Below are 19,244 nucleotides of genomic sequence, written 5' to 3'. Positions count from 1 at the left end.
AGGTCGGATGTCACGAAAAAGCGATTGATTGTATTATTACTTACACTTGTATTGGCAGTAGGGGTGATTAGTTCCGGCTTTACTTTCTTTGGTTTTGTATCAAAGACGATTTATGAAGAAAGCACTGCTCACCTTGTGGAGATATTTCATCAGGCAAATCAGGCGTTATACAATCTGGTTTCCGTAAACTGGAGTCGTATGCGAATGTGGGAACCCTATCTGGAAACTGCGGAAAATGAAGAAGATATTGCGGCCTATGTGAAGCAGGCGAGGGAAGAGAGCAATTTTACAGATTTTTATTTTATTTCCCGGGACGGTGAATATCTCTCAATGGAGGGACAGAGGGGTTATCTGGATTTGGGCAGAAAGCTTTCGGATTTGATTCTGGATGATCAGCCGGTGGTGGCGAATTCCGTTGTCCCGGATAAGCCTGAGATCATGGTATTTGCCATTCCCATTGAACAGGGCTCTTACCAGGATTTTGTATATGAGGCGATTGCCATTACCTTTAACAATTCTGATATGGTGGAAGCGTTGAAGATTTCTGCTTTCGATGGACAGGCCAGCACTTTTGCGGTTCTGCCGGATGGCAGGATTGTTGTAGATAACGGCAGCGAGGACATGAAAAACACACGGAATATCCTGGCTATGCTGAGGCAATCAGCCCATCTTACTGATGAGGAGATTGCTGCTCTGGAAACAGAATTTCTGGAGGGGAATTCCGGTGACCTGGTATTTGAGGTAAATGACAGAAAGTATTATCTGATTTATGAGTCTGCAAATTTTCAGGACTGGATGGTTCTGGGAATTGTACCTGCTGATGTGGTGAATGCCAGCATGAATAAGCTTCAATCCACTACCATGTTTGTGGTGGGTGGAATTGCCGCTGTTCTGGCGCTTTTGGTTCTTTTGTTTGTAATCCAGCAGAACCGACAGAAACTAAGGCGAAAAGATAACGAACTTCTTGCCCGTGATGAACTGTTCTCAAAGCTGTCTATCAATGTGGACGATGTTTTCCTGATGGTGGATGCAAAAAAATTCTGTGTGGAATATGTAAGTCCTAATATTGAGAAACTGGTAGGCATTTCCCAGGAAAAGGTTCTTGAGGATATTTATGAACTTGAGTATCTGATAAAGAAGGATGAGAAGATTCATGTACTGGATCAGATGTCAACGGTTCAGCCCGGAGAGCAATGTGAGTGGGATCGGGAATATATTCATCAGAAGACCGGTGAGGTTCGATGGTTCCGTGTGGTAGTATTTTGCACGGACATCCAGGGTGAGAAAAAATATGTTTTGGATTTGTCTGACCGTACCGGGGACAAGATTATCAATCAGAAGCTGGAGGACGCAGTCCATACCGCAGAAAATGCCAGCCGTGCAAAGACAGCCTTCCTGAACAATATGTCTCACGATATCCGTACACCTATGAATGCTATCATTGGTTTTACCAACATCGCGATGAAACATCATCCAAAGCCGGAAGTAAAAGGTTGTCTGGAAAAGATTGGAGAAAGCTCCGAGCATCTGCTGACGCTCATAAATGATGTACTGGATATCAGCCGTATTGAAAGTGGTAAAATCAAATTCGTTCCCACTCCTGTTGATATCACGACAGTTGCAGATACGGTAATCGGTATTATGTATGGATTCCTGTCTAATCGTAATATTACATTCCGTACAAACCTGGCAGAACCGGCAACGCCTTATGTACTGGCCGATGCCGTGCGTATCCGGGAGGTACTGGTGAATATCCTTGGAAATGCAGTGAAATTCACGGAGGATGGAGGCAGCATAATCTTTGAAGCCAGCTATCATCCCGGTGAAGATGAACAACATATGGTGGTGTGCTACCGTATCGCAGATACCGGCGTGGGCATGAGTGAAGAGTTTGTAAATCACATTTTTGATGAGTTTTCTCAGGAGGAAAATGGTGCGCGTACACAGTACAAGGGAACCGGTCTGGGTATGGCAATTACAAAGCGCTATGTAGACTTGATGGGCGGCAAGATATTTGTGGAGAGTAAAAAGGGTGAGGGATCAACCTTCACGGTGGAGATTCCTATGGAACTGATCGATGAAAGCAGGGTTCAGAAACAGGATTATTCCGATGCAAATGCAGATTTGATTGGTGTAAAAATTCTGCTGGCGGAGGATAATGACCTGAATGCGGAGATTGCGATGGTTCAGATGGAGGATTTGGGAATCCGGGTTACCAGAGTATCTGATGGTACTGAAGCTGTGAGAACATTTTCAGAAAACCCGCCGAATACCTTCGACCTGATCTTCATGGATATTATGATGCCGGAAATGAACGGTTATGAAGCTACCGAAGCCATCCGTACTATCAAGGGGCGTCCGGATGCCCGACAGATTCCTATCATAGCTATGACAGCCAACGCTTTTGCCGAGGATGTTCAGGCATCCCTGGATGCCGGCATGAATGGGCATTTGTCAAAACCAATTATCATGGAAGAGGTTGTAAAAGCAATTGCGTGCAATCTGGACAGGTTTGGACGAATTCAATAACAGGAAAAGTAACCGGAGAGGAGATTAGTTGAAAAAATACAGAACATCCGAAGTTGCACAGATGATGGGAATACATCCCAATACAGTGCGTTTTTATGAGAAATGGGGATTAATTACAAAACCAGTCCGGGAAGAAAACGGGTATCGTGTATTCACCGATCTACACCTCTATCAAATACAGGTAGCGCGTCTTGGGTTTGAAATTGAGATACTGCAAAATGGCCTGAGAAAGCAAATAGTCGATATGATCAAAACCTGTGCAAAATGTGATTTTGACGGAGCCATCAGGCAGACAGAAGAATATCTGATTCAGCTTAAGAAAGAACGTGCGAGTGCGGAAGAAGCGATAGAAATTGTACAGGATATGCTGCACGGGGAAGTACATGAAAATCACCTGTTCCTGAAGAGAAGAGAAGTATCCCGGTATCTGGATATTTCGGTAGATGCGCTTCGCAATTGGGAAATGAACGGTCTTATGACGATTAAAAGAAGGCAAAATGGGTATCGAATATACACCGATGAGGATATCAGACAATTAAAGATTATTCGAGTATTACGGTGTGCAAATTATTCTCTTGAAGCAATCAGGCGGATGATGCAAAAGCTCTCGGAAAATCCGGAAGCAGATATTCGGGAAATACTTGATACACCCGGACAAAATGATGATATTATTTCAGCCTGTGACAGACTCCTCTTATCACTATCAAAAGCAGAAATGAATGCAGGAAAAATCATGGCTTTGTTAAAAGAAATGAAAAAATTATACTCATAAACCCTACAGTATGCCACCAACCTTTGTGTTGGTGGTATTCTTTTTCGGATAAAATGAAAAAGTATGCAGGAAAGTGAGGAATCATATGAAAAATCAAGAAAAAATACTATTTCCGGACGAACTTAAGCATCTTAACTATACTCTGAAAATCATTGACACTGCATTGAAGGAAGCAAGGGAAGATGTCCTGCGGTTAGATCAGGAGTATCGGGATGCAAAGAGATATATGGCAGAATATCGTAATGAGATGGACAGCCATGAAAAACTTCAAAATGAGCGGTTGTTGGATCAGACAGATCGAACGGGTGTATTTGCCGTGGAAGTGTGTGAAAAGCTGGAAAAGCTAAAAGACTCACCCTTTGGATGGATAGAAGGAGAACTTACACGCAAGCGGCAGTTTAAAATACAGAATGGAATTATGGAATATGCCATTGAGAGTTCGACAAATGTACAGGATGAGGTTCTGCAAAAAGAGCTGGCCCATACTTCGGATGAAAAGATGAAATCTATTATATCCACGATCCAGCGGGAGCAGAATGTGATTATCCGTAACGAGAAAGCCAATACTCTCATTATACAGGGGGTTGCAGGTTCCGGGAAAACATCCATTGCACTTCATCGTATCGCATTTTTGCTGTATCGCTTCAAAAATCAGATTACCGCAGAGGATGTAACGATTTTATCACCTAACAAGGTGTTTGCAGATTATATTTCGGGTGTCATACCGGAGTTAGGAGAAGAACCAATTTGTGAACTGAGTTTACAGGATATTGTAGCTAATGCTTTGGAAGAGATCATAGCTTTTGAACCGGAAAAAAATCCACTGGAGCATGAAGATGAAGCATGGGCGAAGCGGGCAAGATTTAAATCCAATCTGGCATTTGTCGGGTTATTGGATCAATATATTTGCAATATGCCGGAACGGGTTTTTTCGGCGAAGGATTATACTTGTCAGGGGCATGTTGTTCAGGCAGAGTGGATTAACGAGAGATTTAAGGCATATGCAAAAATACCTGTTAAAAAACGTCTGACTTCTGTGGCAGGAGATATTAGAGAGCAGCTGCGCTCTATGATGGGCATGTGGGCGGAAGTGCCAAAGGCAAATGTCATAATGAAAAGCCTGGATAAAATGCTCATGATAAAAGACACGTTTGCCCTGTATAAGGATTTCTATCAATATATTGATGCGCAGGATATGTTTGAATTACCTGAAAAGAAAACATTGGAGTGGGAAGATGTATTTCCATTTCTCTATCTGATGGCTGCATTCGAGGGTATAGAAGAAAACAGATCAGTGAAGCATCTGGTAATTGATGAAATGCAGGATTACACACCGATACAATTTGCTGTCTTAAATATGATGTATCCCTGTCAGAAAACAATTCTTGGAGATTTTGGTCAGGTCTTAAATCCCTGTCACCTTCATTCACTGGATGAAATTAAAAGATTATACAAGGATGCAGAGTTTGTTGCTTTAAATAAAAGCTATCGTTCCACTTATGAGATTATGGAATTTGCAAAAGCAATCTGTAATCAGCCATCCCTTGAAGTGGTGGAACGCCATGGGGAACAGCCGAAATCCATATATTGTGAAAATATGGATAGTGAGATTGCTTCTATGGCTGCTCTGATTAAAAAAATTGAAGAGGGAGGAAATGCATCATTGGGAATTGTAGTAAAGACGGGCGCAGATGCAAAGAGATTTTATGACTTGCTTTCCGGAAAGCATTCGGTTCATTTACTTTCCCAGGACAGTACCAGGTTCACAAATGGTGTATCCATTACGTCAATTCGGATGGCGAAGGGTCTGGAATTTGATGAAGTCATTGTACCTGATGCAGATAACAGAAATTATGCTTCGGATTATGACAGGAATCTGCTCTATATTGCCTGTACAAGAGCTATGCATAAACTGACACTTTTTTATACAGGAAGTCCGTCCCCATTCCTGCCAAAGCAGGATACTATTAAAAAATCCAGATTAGTGTAGGCTATTATGCTTGACAAATAAACGGTCGTTTACTAAAATGAATGTAAACGACCGTTTACTCAAAGAGAGAAGGAAATTCAATTACTATATTGCGGAGGGATATAATATGGCTGATACGAGGGAAAAGATATTAATGACAGCATTGCAGTTATTTGCAAAAGATGGTTATGAGGCTGTTTCTGTTAGAACCATTGCAGAGGAACTTGGCATGACGAAAGGTGCCCTGTACAGGCATTATAAAAACAAGCGTGATATCTTTGACTGTATCGTAGAAAGAATGATACAGATTGATGCCCAGAGAGCGAGGGAATACCATATGCCGGATGAGGGATATGATACGAAGCCGGATGCCTATGAAAATACTTCTTTGCAGAGTATTCAAAAGTATACTATTGAACAATTCAGGTTCTGGACAGAAGATGAGTTTGCATGCCGTTTTCGTAAGATGTTAACTTTGGAACAATACCGGAATGAAGAAATGGCGGAGCTTTACAGTCAGTGTATTGTTGCAGGCCCGGTTAGATATATGGAAGATTTGTTTCGTGAACTGATTCAGAAAGGTGTATTGAAAGAGGAAAATCCCAGACAGCTTGCTGTAGAATATTATGCGCCGCTTTTTCTTCTTATTAATGTGTTTGACAAAACAGGAGAAGATGAGGGGTATACTGAAATTCTCAGCAATCATACGAAACAATTTATGCAGAGTCACGTTAAGGTTTCAGGAGAGGAAGAAGAGTAATATGGGAAACGAGATTACTATGAGACAGCATGGTCTGTCTGAAGCAATAGAAAGATCGGCCGAGCATTTTACAGAATTGACTGTATCGCGAGTTATTTCACAGGAGAAAGGAATATATCGGCTGGTTTCTTCACAGGGAGAAAAATGGGGAGAAATATCGGGCAGATTCCATTATGATATACAGACAAAATCAGAATATCCGGCAGTAGGTGATTTCGTTATGGTTGACTGGAACAAAAGCGGCGGCAACGCAGTGATCCAACATGTTCTTCCGCGAAAAAGCTGCTTTATCCGAAAAGCCGCCGGTGTAAAAAACGAGGAGCAGGTCGTTGCAGCAAATATTGATACAGTATTTTTGTGTATGTCCCTGAATAACGATTTTAATTTGCGGCGGTTGGAGCGCTATGTTTCGATTGCCTGGAACAGCGGGGCAGTGCCCGTTATTGTCCTGACAAAATCGGACTTGTGCGAGGATCTGGACAGTAAACTGATAGAAGTATCATCTGTTGCAGCGGGTGTGGATATTTTAGTGACAAATGCTATGGATCACAATGGATATGAAGAGATTTATCCCTATCTGGGTGAGGGAAAGACAATCGCGTTTATCGGTTCATCCGGTGTGGGAAAATCCACCCTGATTAATTGTCTGATGGGTGAAAAACGGCTGGATACCAATGGATTGAGAAACGATGACAAAGGACGGCACACGACAACCCATCGTGAACTGATTCTATTGCCATCCGGCGGCATGGTGATCGATACACCTGGGATGCGTGAACTGGGGATGTGGGATGCCGGAGACGGAATCGATCAGACTTTTGCGGATATTGAGATGCTGGCACAAAGGTGTCGTTTTCGTGATTGCACTCATTCCGGCAGCGAACCAGGGTGTGCAGTACAGGAGGCAGTAGATCGTGGTGAATTGTCGATAGACCGGCTACGTTCTTATCAGAAGCTGATGAGTGAGAATCGTTATGTGGAAGATACACAAGGCTATCTGGCTGAGAAAAGGCAAAAATTCAAGAACATTGCAAAAATCAATAAAAGGAATCGGAAAGGATAAAAAAATAATGAATACAAGCAATATTGTTATACGTTTAGAGAAAAAAGAAGAATATCGAGAAGTGGAAAATATGGTAAGAGAAAGCTTTTGGAATGTATATCGTCCGGGATGCCTGGAGCATTATGTACTGAATCAGCTTCGGAACGATCCGGCATTTGTTCCGGAACTTGATTTTGTTATGTGCCTTAGTACGCAGGAGAATGAAAGGCTGATTGGCCAGAACATGTTTATGAGAGCAAATATCAAAGCGGACGATGGCAGAGATATACCAATCATGACGATGGGACCGATCTGCATTACCCCTGAACTGAAAAGAAAGGGGTATGGAAAAATTTTATTAGACTACTCCCTGGAAAAAGCAAAGGAACTTGGGTGTGGTGCTGTTTGTTTTGAAGGAAACATTGACTTTTACGGTAAGAGTGGTTTTACTTATGCCAGTAATTTTGGCATTCGTTATCATGGTTTGCCGGAAGGCGAAGATGCATCATTCTTTTTGTGCAAGGAATTGATTCCGGGATATTTAGATGGTATTACAGGTGAGTATGCAACACCACAGGGATACTTTGTGGATGAAGCAGAGGTAGAAAGATTCGATAAGGAGTTTCCGGTGAAAGAGAAATTGAAACTTCCGGGTCAAATATTTTAGGGGGGTCATTGGAGAAAGTTTATATTGACAACGAGAACGACCGTTAGCTATAATATAGAAAACGGTCGTTCGCATTTGGAGGGGTAGATGATGAAGGGTATATCAACGAAAGAAAGAATACTTTATGCAGCACTCGATCTTTTTTCAGAGAAGGGTTATGACGGAGTAGGTGTAGATTTGATAGCAGAGAATGCCGGACTAAAAGGACCTTCTCTTTATAGACACTACAAAGGAAAAGAGGACATATTTAATTCGCTGATAGATTTGGTTGAATCTCATTATGCCGCGGGGATTGATTTGAAAAATGAGTGTGGAAAATCTCCGGCAGGTATGGATGAGTTAATTGAGAACGCGATGGGAAGAATCCAGTTTACAATGCACGATGATGTTATTCGCAAAACCCGGAGAATCCTGGCAATGGAGCAGTTTCGCAGTGAGCGGATGGCGGGGTTGACAACCCGTTATCATTTGGAAAATCTGCAGGAAATGTATGCAGATATCTTTGCGGAAATGATGGACAAAGAACTATTGAAGCAGGATGATCCGGAATACCTTGCATTGGAATTTGTTGCACCGGTCTCCCTGTTGATTCATATGTATGACAGACAACCGGAGAGAGAGGCAGAGGTACTGGAAAAGATCAGAAATCATTTTGAGCACTTTGCGAAGGTGTATGGGAAGGAGAAATCGGCTTGCTAAAGATTGCAATCTGTGATGACAGAAAAGAAGACAGAGACAGAATGAATCAGTATGTACAGAAGTTTTGTCAGGAAAGGATGCTGCAGGCTGAAATAAAAGCTTTTGATCATCCTGATGTTCTGATTTGTGAGTGTGAGAAATTAAGACCTCATATTTATATTCTTGACATTGTGATGCCTATGGTAAACGGAATACAGGCGGCAAGAGAACTAAGGTGGAACCAGCCGGATGCACAGATTATTTTGCTACATCCGAAGAATCCTTTGCCCTGGAGTCCTTTGATGTGAATCCTGTTAATTATATACTAAAACCCATAAAAAGGGAAAAGATGTTTGAAACACTGGATCTGGCAATAAAGCGAATCCAGCTGGAGGAAGAAAATGCAGTTACCATTAAAGTAAAAGGTGGATATCGTACCCTCCATCTGAGTGACATTATGTATTTAGATTACCGAAATCATGTGGTGAGTTATCATCTGTTATCCGGAGAAACGATTTCTACCAGTACGCTTCGTATCGGATTTGCAGAGTATTTGATGCAAAATCATGAGGAAGATGATATTGTATTATGCCATGAGTCTGTTGCCGTTAATATTAAGTCGATCGATAAACTGACCAAAACAGATATTATGGTGAGAAACCGTGAGATTCTTCCGGTGGCAAAAAGCCGGTATGCACAGGTTTCTGAAAAATATATGAACTATAGATTCCGTTAAATTCGGAGGGAGAGAGAAAAATGCCGATACATATATCAGCAACAGAACTGTTGTTGGGAGTGGGAGATTTCCTGACTATCTATCTTTTTGGATATATGCACAGAACTTTCTGTGAAAAAAGAAACTGGATAAAAGACAACCCCTTGTTGGTAGCAGTTATATATCTGTTTGACTGGTGCATGCTTTTTGTGGCAAATCTGCAGGAAGTCCCGCCGCTGAATCTCCTGGCAATGATTGCAGCATATCTGATTCCGCTGTTTCTTATTTATCAAGTGAAGAGCTTCCGGGAATTGACCAATTTCTGGTTCTATATGGTAGGAACCATGGTTTTCTTGCTTATGGCAATGCCGTTGATTTCCGTGGTATTGATTGTTGTGGATATGTTTCTGCTTGGTATGGGGCAGTACCAGAACTTTAATTCAGGACAGTTCCTTCAAACTGCAGTTTTACTGGTCATTGTGAACATAGCGGTTTTTATCGTCCTCGAAAAATATACGGGATTAATGCACCGTGAAATGGAGCTGGCACAGGAAAAGAGCAGACTGAAATCCGATGCGGATATTATGCAGCTGGCAACAAAATCCATGAAAGAACGGCTTCAGTCAGCAGAAACTGTTATGCAGAAAGACAGGATGATGCGTCATGACAGAAGACATTTTGAAGCTCTGCTGTATCAACTGCTGGAGGATGGAAAGACGGAGGAGGCAAAAAAATATCTGGAAGAACGGCTTGCCATGGAGCCCAAAGGGATGCAGAAATATTGTGAAAATACCACCGTAAATGCTGCCATAAGCCACTATCTGTCCTGGGCGAAAAAGGAAGGAATTCAGACGACTGTTTCTGCAAATATTCCAGTCAGTCTTCCGGTAGATGAAATGGAATTAGCCATCACCATCAGTAATCTTCTGGAAAATGCAGTATATGGCTGCCTGAAACTTTCGGAAGCAGAGCGGTATTTGAAGCTGACGGCAAAATATAAAAACCAGCTATTGCTGGAAATAGAGAATTCCTGTGAAGGTACGGTGCCGCTGAATAAAGAAGGTCATCCGTTTTCAAACGAGAACAATCACGGAATCGGTACAAGAAGTGTGTTAGCTTTTGTGAACAAAACAAACAGTGAGATTCAATATCTTGCGGAGAAAAAAAGATTTAGGGTGCGAATGATCGTATGAGAGATAATCCCGTGTAAAACAGGCCGGAATCCGTGTGGTTCTGGTCTTTCTTTATGGAATATGTTATCTTCTGAATATGAGAAAAACACTTTTACCGAAAAATAAGTTAGTATGGAATAAAGGGTGGGAGATATGACAGGAAACAGAGAGTATTTCGAAGTGCCGAATAAAAATGAAAATGTGTGGCCGGAGGATCTGTGTCCGGCATATACACCCAGGGAAGAAGCAATAGAAAGCCTGAAAGGATGCTGGTATTGCAGATATGCGGATTTTCATTTAAAAGAAGAGAGAGCTCTGGAGGTAGGGATATGTAAATGGCCGCATAAAGTTTTATAAAAAATATCTCTTGACTCGTTCCTTACGGGAGGTTATAGAATAGCCGCATAACGAAAATGAGAAATGTATTGAAAGGAGTTTGTTATGATTTCTCAAGATCATATTATCATCCGCGGTCTTCGTCAGAATAATCTGAAAAATGTATCGCTGGATATTCCAAAAGGAAAAATTGTGGTTTTCACCGGAGTATCAGGTTCCGGGAAATCCAGTATTGTATTTGACACGATCGCTGCCGAGAGCCAGCGACAGATGAACGAAACTTATACTGCTTTTATGCGTGGAAGATTGCCAAAATATGAAAAGCCAAAGGTGGAGAGAATCGACAATCTTTCCGCCTCGGTCATTGTGGATCAGTCCCGTCTGGGAGGCAATGCCCGTTCTACTGTGGGTACCATCAGTGATATGTATGCTGCATTGAGACTTCTTTATTCCCGCATCGGCCAGCCTTATGCAGGAACTGCGTCCTATTTTTCCTTTAATGATCCAAATGGTATGTGTCCCGAATGCTCCGGCATTGGTAAAGTGATGACCGTGGATATTGAAAGCCGTATAGACCCGGAAAAGACCTGGAACGAAGGGATGGCAGACCTTCCGGCATTCCATGTGGGCAACTGGTACTGGAAGCAGTACGCCGAGTCCGGTCTGTTTCCACTTGATAAAAAGTGGAAGGATTTTACGGAACAGGAGAGAAATCATCTGCTCTACGGTGCGGATACCCCGGATGGTAAACGGCTGAACAAGAAGGTAGATGGCGTGTCTCACTATCTTCACAGGATGCTGATCCATCGGGACACCTCCACGTTGAAGGAAGCTTCGGTGAAACGGCTGATGTATCTGGTGGAAGAGAAACCCTGCCCGCTGTGCCACGGGCGACGCCTGAATGCCAAATCTCTTGCCTGCAAGGTGGCAGGATACAGCATTGATGAAATGTGTGCTATGGAATTTACCGAGCTGGTCAGGGTTCTGCGCACAATTACCGATCCCAAAGTCCAAACCATTGTGGATGCTCTGACGGCGTCCCTTGAGCGTATGATCGATATTGGTCTGCCCTATCTTTGTATGGATCGGGAATCCTCTACCTTGTCCGGCGGAGAAGCGCAACGGTTAAAGCTGGTACGTTATATGGGCAGTGCCCTTACCGGCATGACCTACATTTTCGATGAACCAAGCACCGGAATGCATCCCAGAGATGTGTACCGTATGACAAGACTTTTGCAGAGCCTGCGTGACAGAGGGAATACAGTGCTGGTGGTGGAGCATGACAGGGATGTGATCTCTATTGCTGATGAAATCATAGATGTAGGACCTTTGGCGGGAAAAAATGGTGGTCAGATTTTGTTTCAGGGAAGTTATGAGGTTTTGCTCATCTCCGGAACCAGGACTGGCAATGCCATGAAGCATATCGAGCCGCTGAAGGACAAGCCCCGAATACCAAAAGAATTTCTCCCGGTACGAAATGCCAGCGTCCATAACCTGAAAAACGTATCAGTGGATATTCCTCTTCATGTACTGACTGTGGTTACCGGTGTAGCCGGTTCCGGAAAAAGTTCTCTTATCCGGGATGTATTTGCAAAGCAGTATGCCGATCGTGTGGTTTTGGTGGATCAGTCTCCGGTGACTGCCACAGGACGTTCTACTCCGGCTACATTTTTGGGCTTTTTTGATGAGATACGAAAAGTGATAGCGAAAGAAAATGGGGTGGATGCCGGACTGTTTTCATTTAACAGCAAGGGAGCCTGCCCTGTCTGCAGTGGACGGGGACAGATTGTCACAGAGCTGGTATTTATGGATCCGGTCACCACGGTATGTGAAGCCTGCGAAGGAAAACGATACAGCCAGGAGGCTATGTCTTATCAATATAAGGGCAAAAACATTGTGGAGATTCTTGATATGTCTGCCGGGGATGCTTACGAGTTTTTCAAGGAAAACAGGAAACTGAAAAAGGCTTTGGGAGCCATGCTGGAAGTGGGACTTCCATATCTGTCCCTGGGTCAGCCGCTTAGTACCCTGTCCGGAGGCGAGCGTCAGCGGGTGAAGCTGGCAAAGGATTTGTACAAAAAAGGGAATATCTATGTGTTAGATGAGCCTACCACCGGACTTCATGCCTCTGATGTAAAGACGGTAATGGAACTGTTGAATGGTTTGGTAGACCGGGAAAATACCGTAATTGTAATTGAACACAATCTGGATGTAATGAAGATGGCAGACTGGCTGATCGATGTCGGACCGGATGGCGGTACAGCCGGCGGTCAGATCGTCTTTACAGGAACACCAAAGGAAATGGTCGAACAGGCGCATACCATCACAGCGGAATATCTGAAAAAATCGTTATAATTACGCCATTTTTTTTAACAAGAATCAGGCAGAATTGTTTACTTTCGTTGGTAGAATTACTGCCCAGTTCATGCTACCATGATGTTAGAAATAATAGCAAAGGTGGTACAAATATGAGAAAAACTTACATTGACAACATCAGATGGTGCGTCTGCTGAATTGGAGGTGGAAAATAATGTTTGCGGATAATTTGATGGAGTTGAGAAAATATCATGCGCTGTCTCAGGAGGAACTGGCCGAGAAAATCGGCGTTTCCAGACAGACCCTCTCCAAATATGAAACGGGCGAATCTCTGCCGGATATTGAAAAATGTAAGGCGCTGGCTGATGTATTTGGCATTACGGTGGATGATCTGATCTGCTATGAAAAATCAACCGGAATGGGACTTGGGATACCGCCCAAGGGCAAACATATCTTTGGAATGGTCAAGGTGGGCGAAAAAGGGCAAGTAGTGATTCCGGCCAAGGCAAGAAAGATATTCCATATCAAGCCGGGAGATAATCTTGTCGTTTTAGGGGATGAAGACCAGGGGATTGCTTTGATAAAAGAAGAAAACCTGCTGGAATTGCTCCATATTGCCGGGAGTGAAAAATATGAATAAGGAAGAGGAAAATACATGAATGCTATTCAGACCATACACTTAACAAAAAAATATAAAGATCTGACGGCGGTAGACAGGCTTGATTTGGAGATACAGAAGAGGGATTTATTTTCCTTTCTTGGTGTTAATGGTGCAGGAAAAACCACTACCATTAAGATGCTGACTTGCCTGACGAAGCCTTCAGATGGAGATGCGATAATACTCGGAAACAGCATTACAAAGGATGCGGCAAAGGTCAAAAAAATCATTGGGGTATCTCCGCAGGAAACGGCAGTTGCCCCGAATCTTACCGTAAAGGAAAATTTGGAGCTTATGTGCGGTGTGTATGGGTTCCCAAAAGAAAAGAAAAGGACAAAGGTATCTGAGCTGTCCGAACAGTTTGAACTGACGCAGATGCTTCACAAAAAAACAGGAAAGCTCTCAGGCGGCTGGCAGAGACGGCTGAGTATTGCTATGGCTTTGATCAGTGAACCGAAAATTCTGTTTTTGGACGAGCCGACTTTGGGACTGGATGTGATTGCCAGAAGTGAATTGTGGGACACGATCCGCTCACTCAAGGGGAAAATCACAATAATCCTGACAACGTATTACATGGAAGAAGCGGAGGAGCTTTCCGACCACATCGGTATCATGAAAGCAGGACGGCTTCTTGCCATTGGAACAGCGGAGGAACTGAAAAAGAAGGCAGGCACCGATAAATTTGAAGATGCCTTCGTAAAAATTGTAAAGGAGAAAGTAAAATGAGATTATTGACTTTTTCAGGGAGAACGGCAAAGGAAATCCTGCGGGATCCGTTAAATTTGGGATTTGGTCTGGGTTTCCCTCTTGTTCTTTTGCTGCTGCTTTCTGCAATACAGGCAAACATACCTGTCAGTTTGTTTGAAATTGAAAGCCTTACTCCCGGAATTACGGTATTTGGACTTTCATTTATGACGCTGTTTTCTGCAACTTTAATAGCAAAAGACAGGGAAAGCGCCCTTTTACAGCGGCTTTATACCACTCCGCTGACAGCGGCAGATTTTATCTTCGGATATGTCCTGCCTGTCCTGCCGATTTCGCTGGTGCAGGGCGTGATTTGCTATCTTTCGGCAATGATACTGGGGCTTCCTATGCAGCTCAAAGATATTCAGAAATATTCTGAACTGCGGTACTGTGGAAAAAGTACAATACCGGAGCGGATGAAAATATTGGACGTATATAGAAAGTATGTGTTAGAACAGCAACAGAAATGGAATGAGTATTTACAGAATCTGGACGATAAAATTGAGTATTACAGACAAGCCATAAATGAACAGCCAGAAGATAACGATTGATTTCTATTTTTCTGACACGATAACAGCAATGTATGCAATATTGTTCGGAATTTAATATAATGCTTCTGGCTATGTATGAAATAAGTGAAAAACAGAATATTGATTGGAGAATATCAGATGGCAAATAAAGGGAAATTGAATAAAGAAGAACGTAAACGCCGCCGCCTTCAAAAAGGGCAACAGTGGCTGCTTACCTATCAGGGCACACCGAAGCACATGGTAAAACATTACAGGGAAAGATTCCATGTGGATTCTATGACAGCAGTAAAGGATTTGCAGGAACTGGGTGTTAATTATACGCAGGAACAATTGGATAATATAAAACGGGCAGAGGAAGAACGATTAAAACAAAAGCGATTACAGAAAGAAAAAAAGAAACGTGAAAAGTATGAAACTATGTATGAGGATTGTGATGATCGGTTTGCATTTATTGCCGGGTATACGTCTGGAGGAACGCCTTATGGTACTACATGGGAAGAAATAGGAATAGATCCGGTACTCCCATTTGAAGAAAAGGTTGAGCGTTTGGCTGAGGGAAATTATTCTATAACAGAAGAGGAAGAAACTAACTGGGATGAAGAGATGCCGGAAATGCTGGTACTTCCGGGTTTATTTAGTGTCTGTCAGATGGAGGACTATTCGCAAGTCAATCTGGACGCTGATTACTGTTTTATAGGAAAAACAGATGAGGAAAAATCTCTGGTATGCCATACGGAAGAGGTACCGGATAATACGATACAGAGAAGTGACGGCTGGAGAGCGTTTCGCATAAAGGGAGTATTGGATTTTTCTCTGATTGGTATTTTAGCGGAGATATCTGGCGCATTGGCCAGACATGAGGTCGGACTATTTGCAATTTCAACATTTAATACGGATTATATTTTGGTAAAGGATAAAGATTATAAACGTGCTGTAAAAGCATTAATTTTAGAGGCATATCGGATTATTGAAATGGAATAAAGAAGGAATATAAATTTCCTATAGAATTGACACAACCATTTGAATTATCTTACTATTATTGGTGGAGATGGATTTATTTTGGAGTTATGTATCCTTGCAATCGGAATCGTAATTGCCTGTGTCATTGACCTGGATGCAGGAGCCTTTGAATGTCCGGAATGTAAAACCCGATTTATTCCAATTATGAAGGATTATGTTATGGGACATTTGTTGTCTACAGAGGAAAGTTCTGTATTGCTCGCTTTATGTCCTGTTGCTTAGTCAGCTATTTTGTTAACATTGTCTCGAAAGGAGGAACTGATACATGGATCAGCAAAAAATTGGTGGATTTCTGAAAGACCTTCGTCTTGAAAAGCGGATGACGCAGGAACAGCTTGCCGAACAGATGGGAGTATCCAGAAGAACTGTTTCAAGATGGGAAACGGGAAATAATCTTCCGGATTTATCTGTGATAGTTGAACTTGCTGATTTTTATGACGTTGATCTAAATGAAATTTTTCGTGGAGAAAGGATAATGGAGACAATGGATACAGAGTTAAAGGATACCTTGTTGCAAGCAGCAGAATATTCAGAAGGTATAAGAAAAAAAATCATCAAAAGAATGAATTTGCTATTTATTTGCGGCTGCATAGCATTTGTTTTTTACTTGACTGTTCTATTCTTAGAACCAGAACAAACATCTGACCTGTTTGATTTTATAAAGGGAGTGTCTCTGGGCATTTCTTTTGGAATGGTTGTGGTAGGAACCATTATGACCAGCAAATATGCGGATAGAATTGTCGAGTGGAAAGTAAAACACAAAATCATATCTGAATAAAAGCCATAAAAAGCCCCTCAAATCAAAGAAGGGTTTTTTAATGTCTTTATTGAAATGTTTTCCACAAAACGTTCAACGGATGTATACTGTGTATGTATTGACCGATTGGTCAAAAGGGGGATTGTCATGAATGAAAAGTTTTTTGCGCTTCCATATGAACAATGATGCATGGAATCGAGTGAAACGCGAAATTGAAGAATAACCAATACAGTAAATAGTCGGGCGGTTCAATGTTTATAGAAAAATGATAATCCTCTTGACATATCTCAAAATTGAGATTAGTATGAATATATAACTAATCTCAATATTGAGAATAGATGAAACGATAGCGCTTATAAGGAAGGTAACAATCATGAAACAATACGTTGGATCAATATTAAAAAATGCATTACGAACATATCTGGTAATTATACCGTTTGCAGTTATTGGTGGTATTACTGTTGGAATGTACACTTTTGAGCATTCGACTCCTGAGGTTATTGAAGCGGCCATTGGGCAGCTTGGAAGTTATCAGGCGCTGATCGCAGTAACTATGATTCAAACTTTGGTCTATTCGCTGTTTGGGTGGGTTGCCGGTTACTTCATTGTGGAACGTCTGGGGCTGATGAAGCCCTTCCGGTTTGAGAAAAAAATTCTTGCAAAGGTATGTCCTGTCATCGTTGTTCTTGGGCTCGCATTTGCCGCGGATTACTTTGTGATGGGGCGTCTGATTCCGGAAGTGGCAGCAGATTATGAAAAAGGAATCAGCGTGGCATATTTTATCAGTTCATTAACCTACGGAGGTGTGATTGAGGAGATATTGCTTCGATGGTTTTTCATGGGACTCATCGCACTGATCCTGGTGATGATTTTTGCGAGAAAAAAAGATAAAAAAGAAATACCGGTCTGGATTTTTATTACAGCCAATGTAATCGCTGCACTTGTATTTTCCGCAGGGCATCTGCCTGCAACACAGATGTTTTTTGGAAGAATCACCGGATTGATTCTGTTTCGCTGTTTTATGCTGAATGGTTCATTTGCCCTGTTCTTTGGAAGATGGTTCCGTAAGTATGGTATTCAGTATGCGATGTTAGGGCATTTCGGAATTCATTTTATATCTAAAATAATACTGATTTGTGTGTTATAATTATGAACAGGTTGTACCACCGTCCGAAGGCGGAATAAAAACAATGGAGAGCAGATATGAAAAAGGATTATATGGAAGCCTGTATGAATGCCACGCGTCAGCGGATTATGCAGGTCATCATGATAAAAAAAGAGGCAACATCTGCAGAAATAGGAGAGGAATTGCCGGATATTCCGAGAGCCAGCCTTTATCGCCATATAAAAGTGCTTCTGGATGCCGAAATCATCACTGTGGTAAAGGAAGAATTCAAACGCGGTTCCATGGAAAAGACCTATGCAATTGCACCGCAGAGACCTTATGACGATACGAATGAGGAATACAACAGTCTGATCCAGTCGGCACTGATGGGGCTGCAGGGAGAATTCCACCGTTATTTCAATGGAGAAAATCCGGATCCACAAAGGGATCTTCTTACTTTAGGATCTGCTTCGCTTATGATGAGTGATGAGGAAATGATGGAATTTATCAAAGCCTACGGCGAACTGATTCAGAGATATATGCCAAACAAACCGGGTGAGGGCAGGAAGGTAAGAAAGGTCACGATTGTCATCTCACCGAATGTGTTAGTATATGACAAAGGATAGAGAAAAAAATCAGATTTTTGAGGAAATCGTATATGATGCTGATTTCTATAGGATTCGGACAAGGACTGACAGTACTTGTCTGTTTTCCTATACAATAAGCACAAGATTAGAAAAGTGCGACAAGCCGCACTTTTCTAATTACATCCGCCTCATTCAGTCCAATTTTCAAGTTTTAACCCTTTTACTCTCTCAAATTCTTTTGTATTATTTGTAACAACCGTATAGCCTAAGGACTTCGCATGACCCGCAATCATCATATCTAAAGGTCCAATTGGAATTCCCTTTTTCTCTAAATCTGCACGGACTTTTCCATAACTTTCCGCTGCCAAAGAATCAAAGTTCATAATCTCAATATTTGACAATAACAAAGCCAATGCCACTCTATTCTTTTCTATCGCTTTGCTCTTTTCAACGCCATGTACTAATTCTGCATACGTAACAGAAGAAATACAAATTTCTGATGGATCGTGTTCTTGCAAACGCATAAAGACTTGTTCTGGTTTATGCTTAATTGCGTAGATACATATATTGGTATCTAACATATATCTCATAATTCTTCACGCTCCTGTTTCAGACCATCATTGTGTTCTTCTTCCATAAAATCATCAGAAAACATATCTATTGCCTGCATAAATGAACTCCATTTATTTGTTTTTGGCATAAGTAATACAATATCACCAATTTTATTGACAGCCACTTCATCCGTGTCAAATCTACATTCTTTTGGAAGTCTTACAGCCTGACTTCTTCCATTTTCAAATACTTTTGCAGTCATCATAATAATCAACTCCTTCCATATATCATTAGTATATATCAAGATATATATCTTAGTCAATAAAATGTAAATT

The 19,244-nt window shown here is 41.8% G+C and carries 22 protein-coding genes; 20 read left to right on the top strand and 2 right to left on the bottom strand.

Translation table 11 applies throughout. The annotated features are described in order from the left end of the window. The first annotated feature begins 24 nt into the window (after positions 1-24). From ACQRCC_RS05375 to ACQRCC_RS05280, 20 genes are all read left to right on the top strand, one after another. Positions 25-2,529 (top strand): ATP-binding protein, encoded by a 2,505-nt coding sequence (locus ACQRCC_RS05375; protein WP_427849783.1) that lies wholly within the window; start codon positions 25-27, stop codon positions 2,527-2,529. A gap of 28 nt (positions 2,530-2,557) precedes the next feature. Further along, complete coding sequence (locus ACQRCC_RS05370; protein ID WP_427849782.1) at positions 2,558-3,301, top strand: MerR family transcriptional regulator; 744 nt, start codon at positions 2,558-2,560, stop codon at positions 3,299-3,301. An 85-nt stretch (positions 3,302-3,386) separates the two neighbouring features. Further along, positions 3,387-5,291, top strand: a complete 1,905-nt coding sequence (locus ACQRCC_RS05365) for a HelD family protein (protein WP_427849781.1) — start codon at positions 3,387-3,389, stop codon at positions 5,289-5,291. A 106-nt stretch (positions 5,292-5,397) separates the two neighbouring features. After that, positions 5,398-6,030 (top strand): TetR/AcrR family transcriptional regulator, encoded by a 633-nt coding sequence (locus tag ACQRCC_RS05360; RefSeq protein WP_427849780.1) that lies wholly within the window; start codon positions 5,398-5,400, stop codon positions 6,028-6,030. A gap of 1 nt (position 6,031) precedes the next feature. Further along, positions 6,032-7,093, top strand: coding sequence for a ribosome small subunit-dependent GTPase A (gene rsgA, locus ACQRCC_RS05355; protein ID WP_427849779.1), 1,062 nt, complete (start codon positions 6,032-6,034; stop codon positions 7,091-7,093). A 7-nt stretch (positions 7,094-7,100) separates the two neighbouring features. Then, entirely contained in the window at positions 7,101-7,739 is a 639-nt protein-coding gene (locus tag ACQRCC_RS05350) for a GNAT family N-acetyltransferase (RefSeq protein ID WP_427849778.1), read from the top strand. Between the two features lie 87 nt (positions 7,740-7,826). After that, positions 7,827-8,438 (top strand): TetR/AcrR family transcriptional regulator, encoded by a 612-nt coding sequence (locus ACQRCC_RS05345; RefSeq protein ID WP_427849777.1) that lies wholly within the window; start codon positions 7,827-7,829, stop codon positions 8,436-8,438. Continuing rightward, the gene (locus tag ACQRCC_RS05340; RefSeq protein ID WP_427849776.1) at positions 8,432-8,725 is read left to right on the top strand and encodes a response regulator; all 294 of its coding nucleotides are present in this window, start codon (positions 8,432-8,434) and stop codon (positions 8,723-8,725) included. The genes ACQRCC_RS05345 and ACQRCC_RS05340 overlap by 7 nt, the downstream gene beginning before the upstream one ends. 41 nt (positions 8,726-8,766) lie before the next feature. Further along, positions 8,767-9,153, top strand: a complete 387-nt coding sequence (locus ACQRCC_RS05335; protein ID WP_427849775.1) for a LytTR family transcriptional regulator DNA-binding domain-containing protein — start codon at positions 8,767-8,769, stop codon at positions 9,151-9,153. 20 nt (positions 9,154-9,173) lie between these two features. Then, positions 9,174-10,325 carry a GHKL domain-containing protein gene (locus tag ACQRCC_RS05330; protein WP_427849774.1) on the top strand — a complete coding sequence of 384 codons (1,152 nt, stop codon included), beginning with the start codon at positions 9,174-9,176 and terminating at the stop codon, positions 10,323-10,325. Positions 10,326-10,457: 132 nt separating this feature from the next. Beyond that, positions 10,458-10,661 carry a hypothetical protein gene (locus ACQRCC_RS05325; protein ID WP_427849773.1) on the top strand — a complete coding sequence of 68 codons (204 nt, stop codon included), beginning with the start codon at positions 10,458-10,460 and terminating at the stop codon, positions 10,659-10,661. 84 nt (positions 10,662-10,745) lie between these two features. Next, positions 10,746-12,995: an ATP-binding cassette domain-containing protein gene (locus tag ACQRCC_RS05320; RefSeq protein WP_427849772.1), complete on the top strand. Its 2,250-nt coding sequence runs from the start codon at positions 10,746-10,748 to the stop codon at positions 12,993-12,995. Positions 12,996-13,170: 175 nt separating this feature from the next. Further along, positions 13,171-13,596 carry a helix-turn-helix domain-containing protein gene (locus tag ACQRCC_RS05315; RefSeq protein ID WP_427849771.1) on the top strand — a complete coding sequence of 142 codons (426 nt, stop codon included), beginning with the start codon at positions 13,171-13,173 and terminating at the stop codon, positions 13,594-13,596. Between the two features lie 15 nt (positions 13,597-13,611). Next, positions 13,612-14,340, top strand: coding sequence for an ABC transporter ATP-binding protein (locus tag ACQRCC_RS05310; protein WP_427849770.1), 729 nt, complete (start codon positions 13,612-13,614; stop codon positions 14,338-14,340). Further along, complete coding sequence (locus tag ACQRCC_RS05305) at positions 14,337-14,909, top strand: ABC transporter permease (RefSeq protein ID WP_427849769.1); 573 nt, start codon at positions 14,337-14,339, stop codon at positions 14,907-14,909. Before ACQRCC_RS05310 ends, ACQRCC_RS05305 begins: the two co-directional genes overlap by 4 nt. A 591-nt stretch (positions 14,910-15,500) precedes the next feature. After that, positions 15,501-15,869, top strand: coding sequence for an ACT domain-containing protein (locus ACQRCC_RS05300; RefSeq protein WP_427849925.1), 369 nt, complete (start codon positions 15,501-15,503; stop codon positions 15,867-15,869). Between the two features lie 78 nt (positions 15,870-15,947). Beyond that, the gene (locus tag ACQRCC_RS05295) at positions 15,948-16,130 is read left to right on the top strand and encodes a hypothetical protein (protein ID WP_427849768.1); all 183 of its coding nucleotides are present in this window, start codon (positions 15,948-15,950) and stop codon (positions 16,128-16,130) included. Positions 16,131-16,173: 43 nt separating this feature from the next. Next, positions 16,174-16,686, top strand: a complete 513-nt coding sequence (locus ACQRCC_RS05290) for a helix-turn-helix domain-containing protein (RefSeq protein WP_427849767.1) — start codon at positions 16,174-16,176, stop codon at positions 16,684-16,686. Positions 16,687-17,038: 352 nt separating this feature from the next. Next, complete coding sequence (locus ACQRCC_RS05285) at positions 17,039-17,812, top strand: CPBP family glutamic-type intramembrane protease (RefSeq protein ID WP_427849766.1); 774 nt, start codon at positions 17,039-17,041, stop codon at positions 17,810-17,812. A gap of 56 nt (positions 17,813-17,868) precedes the next feature. Further along, positions 17,869-18,396 carry a helix-turn-helix domain-containing protein gene (locus ACQRCC_RS05280; protein ID WP_427849765.1) on the top strand — a complete coding sequence of 176 codons (528 nt, stop codon included), beginning with the start codon at positions 17,869-17,871 and terminating at the stop codon, positions 18,394-18,396. 149 nt (positions 18,397-18,545) lie between these two features. Here the strand turns inward: ACQRCC_RS05280 and vapC are convergent, their stop codons facing one another. After that, entirely contained in the window at positions 18,546-18,947 is a 402-nt protein-coding gene (vapC, locus tag ACQRCC_RS05275) for a type II toxin-antitoxin system tRNA(fMet)-specific endonuclease VapC (RefSeq protein ID WP_427849764.1), read from the bottom strand. Next, complete coding sequence (gene vapB, locus ACQRCC_RS05270; protein WP_427849763.1) at positions 18,944-19,174, bottom strand: type II toxin-antitoxin system antitoxin VapB; 231 nt, start codon at positions 19,172-19,174, stop codon at positions 18,944-18,946. Before vapB ends, vapC begins: the two co-directional genes overlap by 4 nt. Positions 19,175-19,244: the final 70 nt, after the last annotated feature.

This window comes from Sporofaciens sp. SGI.106, from assembly GCF_050314255.1.
In the GTDB taxonomy this organism is placed as follows: domain Bacteria; phylum Bacillota; class Clostridia; order Lachnospirales; family Lachnospiraceae; genus Claveliimonas.
The sequence above is the reverse complement of the archived record's forward strand: the minus strand, read 5'-3'. Positions and strand labels throughout refer to the sequence as shown.

Coding starts and splice junctions, on each gene's coding strand:
- ACQRCC_RS05365 (WP_427849781.1), top strand. CDS start 3,387: ATGAAAAATCAAGAAAAAATACTATTTCCGGACGAACTTAAGCATCTT.
- ACQRCC_RS05360 (WP_427849780.1), top strand. CDS start 5,398: ATGGCTGATACGAGGGAAAAGATATTAATGACAGCATTGCAGTTATTT.
- rsgA (WP_427849779.1), top strand. CDS start 6,032: ATGGGAAACGAGATTACTATGAGACAGCATGGTCTGTCTGAAGCAATA.
- ACQRCC_RS05350 (WP_427849778.1), top strand. CDS start 7,101: ATGAATACAAGCAATATTGTTATACGTTTAGAGAAAAAAGAAGAATAT.
- ACQRCC_RS05345 (WP_427849777.1), top strand. CDS start 7,827: ATGATGAAGGGTATATCAACGAAAGAAAGAATACTTTATGCAGCACTC.
- ACQRCC_RS05335 (WP_427849775.1), top strand. CDS start 8,767: ATGTTTGAAACACTGGATCTGGCAATAAAGCGAATCCAGCTGGAGGAA.
- ACQRCC_RS05330 (WP_427849774.1), top strand. CDS start 9,174: ATGCCGATACATATATCAGCAACAGAACTGTTGTTGGGAGTGGGAGAT.
- ACQRCC_RS05325 (WP_427849773.1), top strand. CDS start 10,458: ATGACAGGAAACAGAGAGTATTTCGAAGTGCCGAATAAAAATGAAAAT.
- ACQRCC_RS05320 (WP_427849772.1), top strand. CDS start 10,746: ATGATTTCTCAAGATCATATTATCATCCGCGGTCTTCGTCAGAATAAT.
- ACQRCC_RS05315 (WP_427849771.1), top strand. CDS start 13,171: ATGTTTGCGGATAATTTGATGGAGTTGAGAAAATATCATGCGCTGTCT.
- ACQRCC_RS05310 (WP_427849770.1), top strand. CDS start 13,612: ATGAATGCTATTCAGACCATACACTTAACAAAAAAATATAAAGATCTG.
- ACQRCC_RS05305 (WP_427849769.1), top strand. CDS start 14,337: ATGAGATTATTGACTTTTTCAGGGAGAACGGCAAAGGAAATCCTGCGG.
- ACQRCC_RS05300 (WP_427849925.1), top strand. CDS start 15,501: ATGCTGGTACTTCCGGGTTTATTTAGTGTCTGTCAGATGGAGGACTAT.
- ACQRCC_RS05290 (WP_427849767.1), top strand. CDS start 16,174: ATGGATCAGCAAAAAATTGGTGGATTTCTGAAAGACCTTCGTCTTGAA.
- ACQRCC_RS05285 (WP_427849766.1), top strand. CDS start 17,039: ATGAAACAATACGTTGGATCAATATTAAAAAATGCATTACGAACATAT.
- ACQRCC_RS05280 (WP_427849765.1), top strand. CDS start 17,869: ATGAAAAAGGATTATATGGAAGCCTGTATGAATGCCACGCGTCAGCGG.
- vapC (WP_427849764.1), bottom strand. CDS start 18,947: ATGAGATATATGTTAGATACCAATATATGTATCTACGCAATTAAGCAT.
- vapB (WP_427849763.1), bottom strand. CDS start 19,174: ATGATGACTGCAAAAGTATTTGAAAATGGAAGAAGTCAGGCTGTAAGA.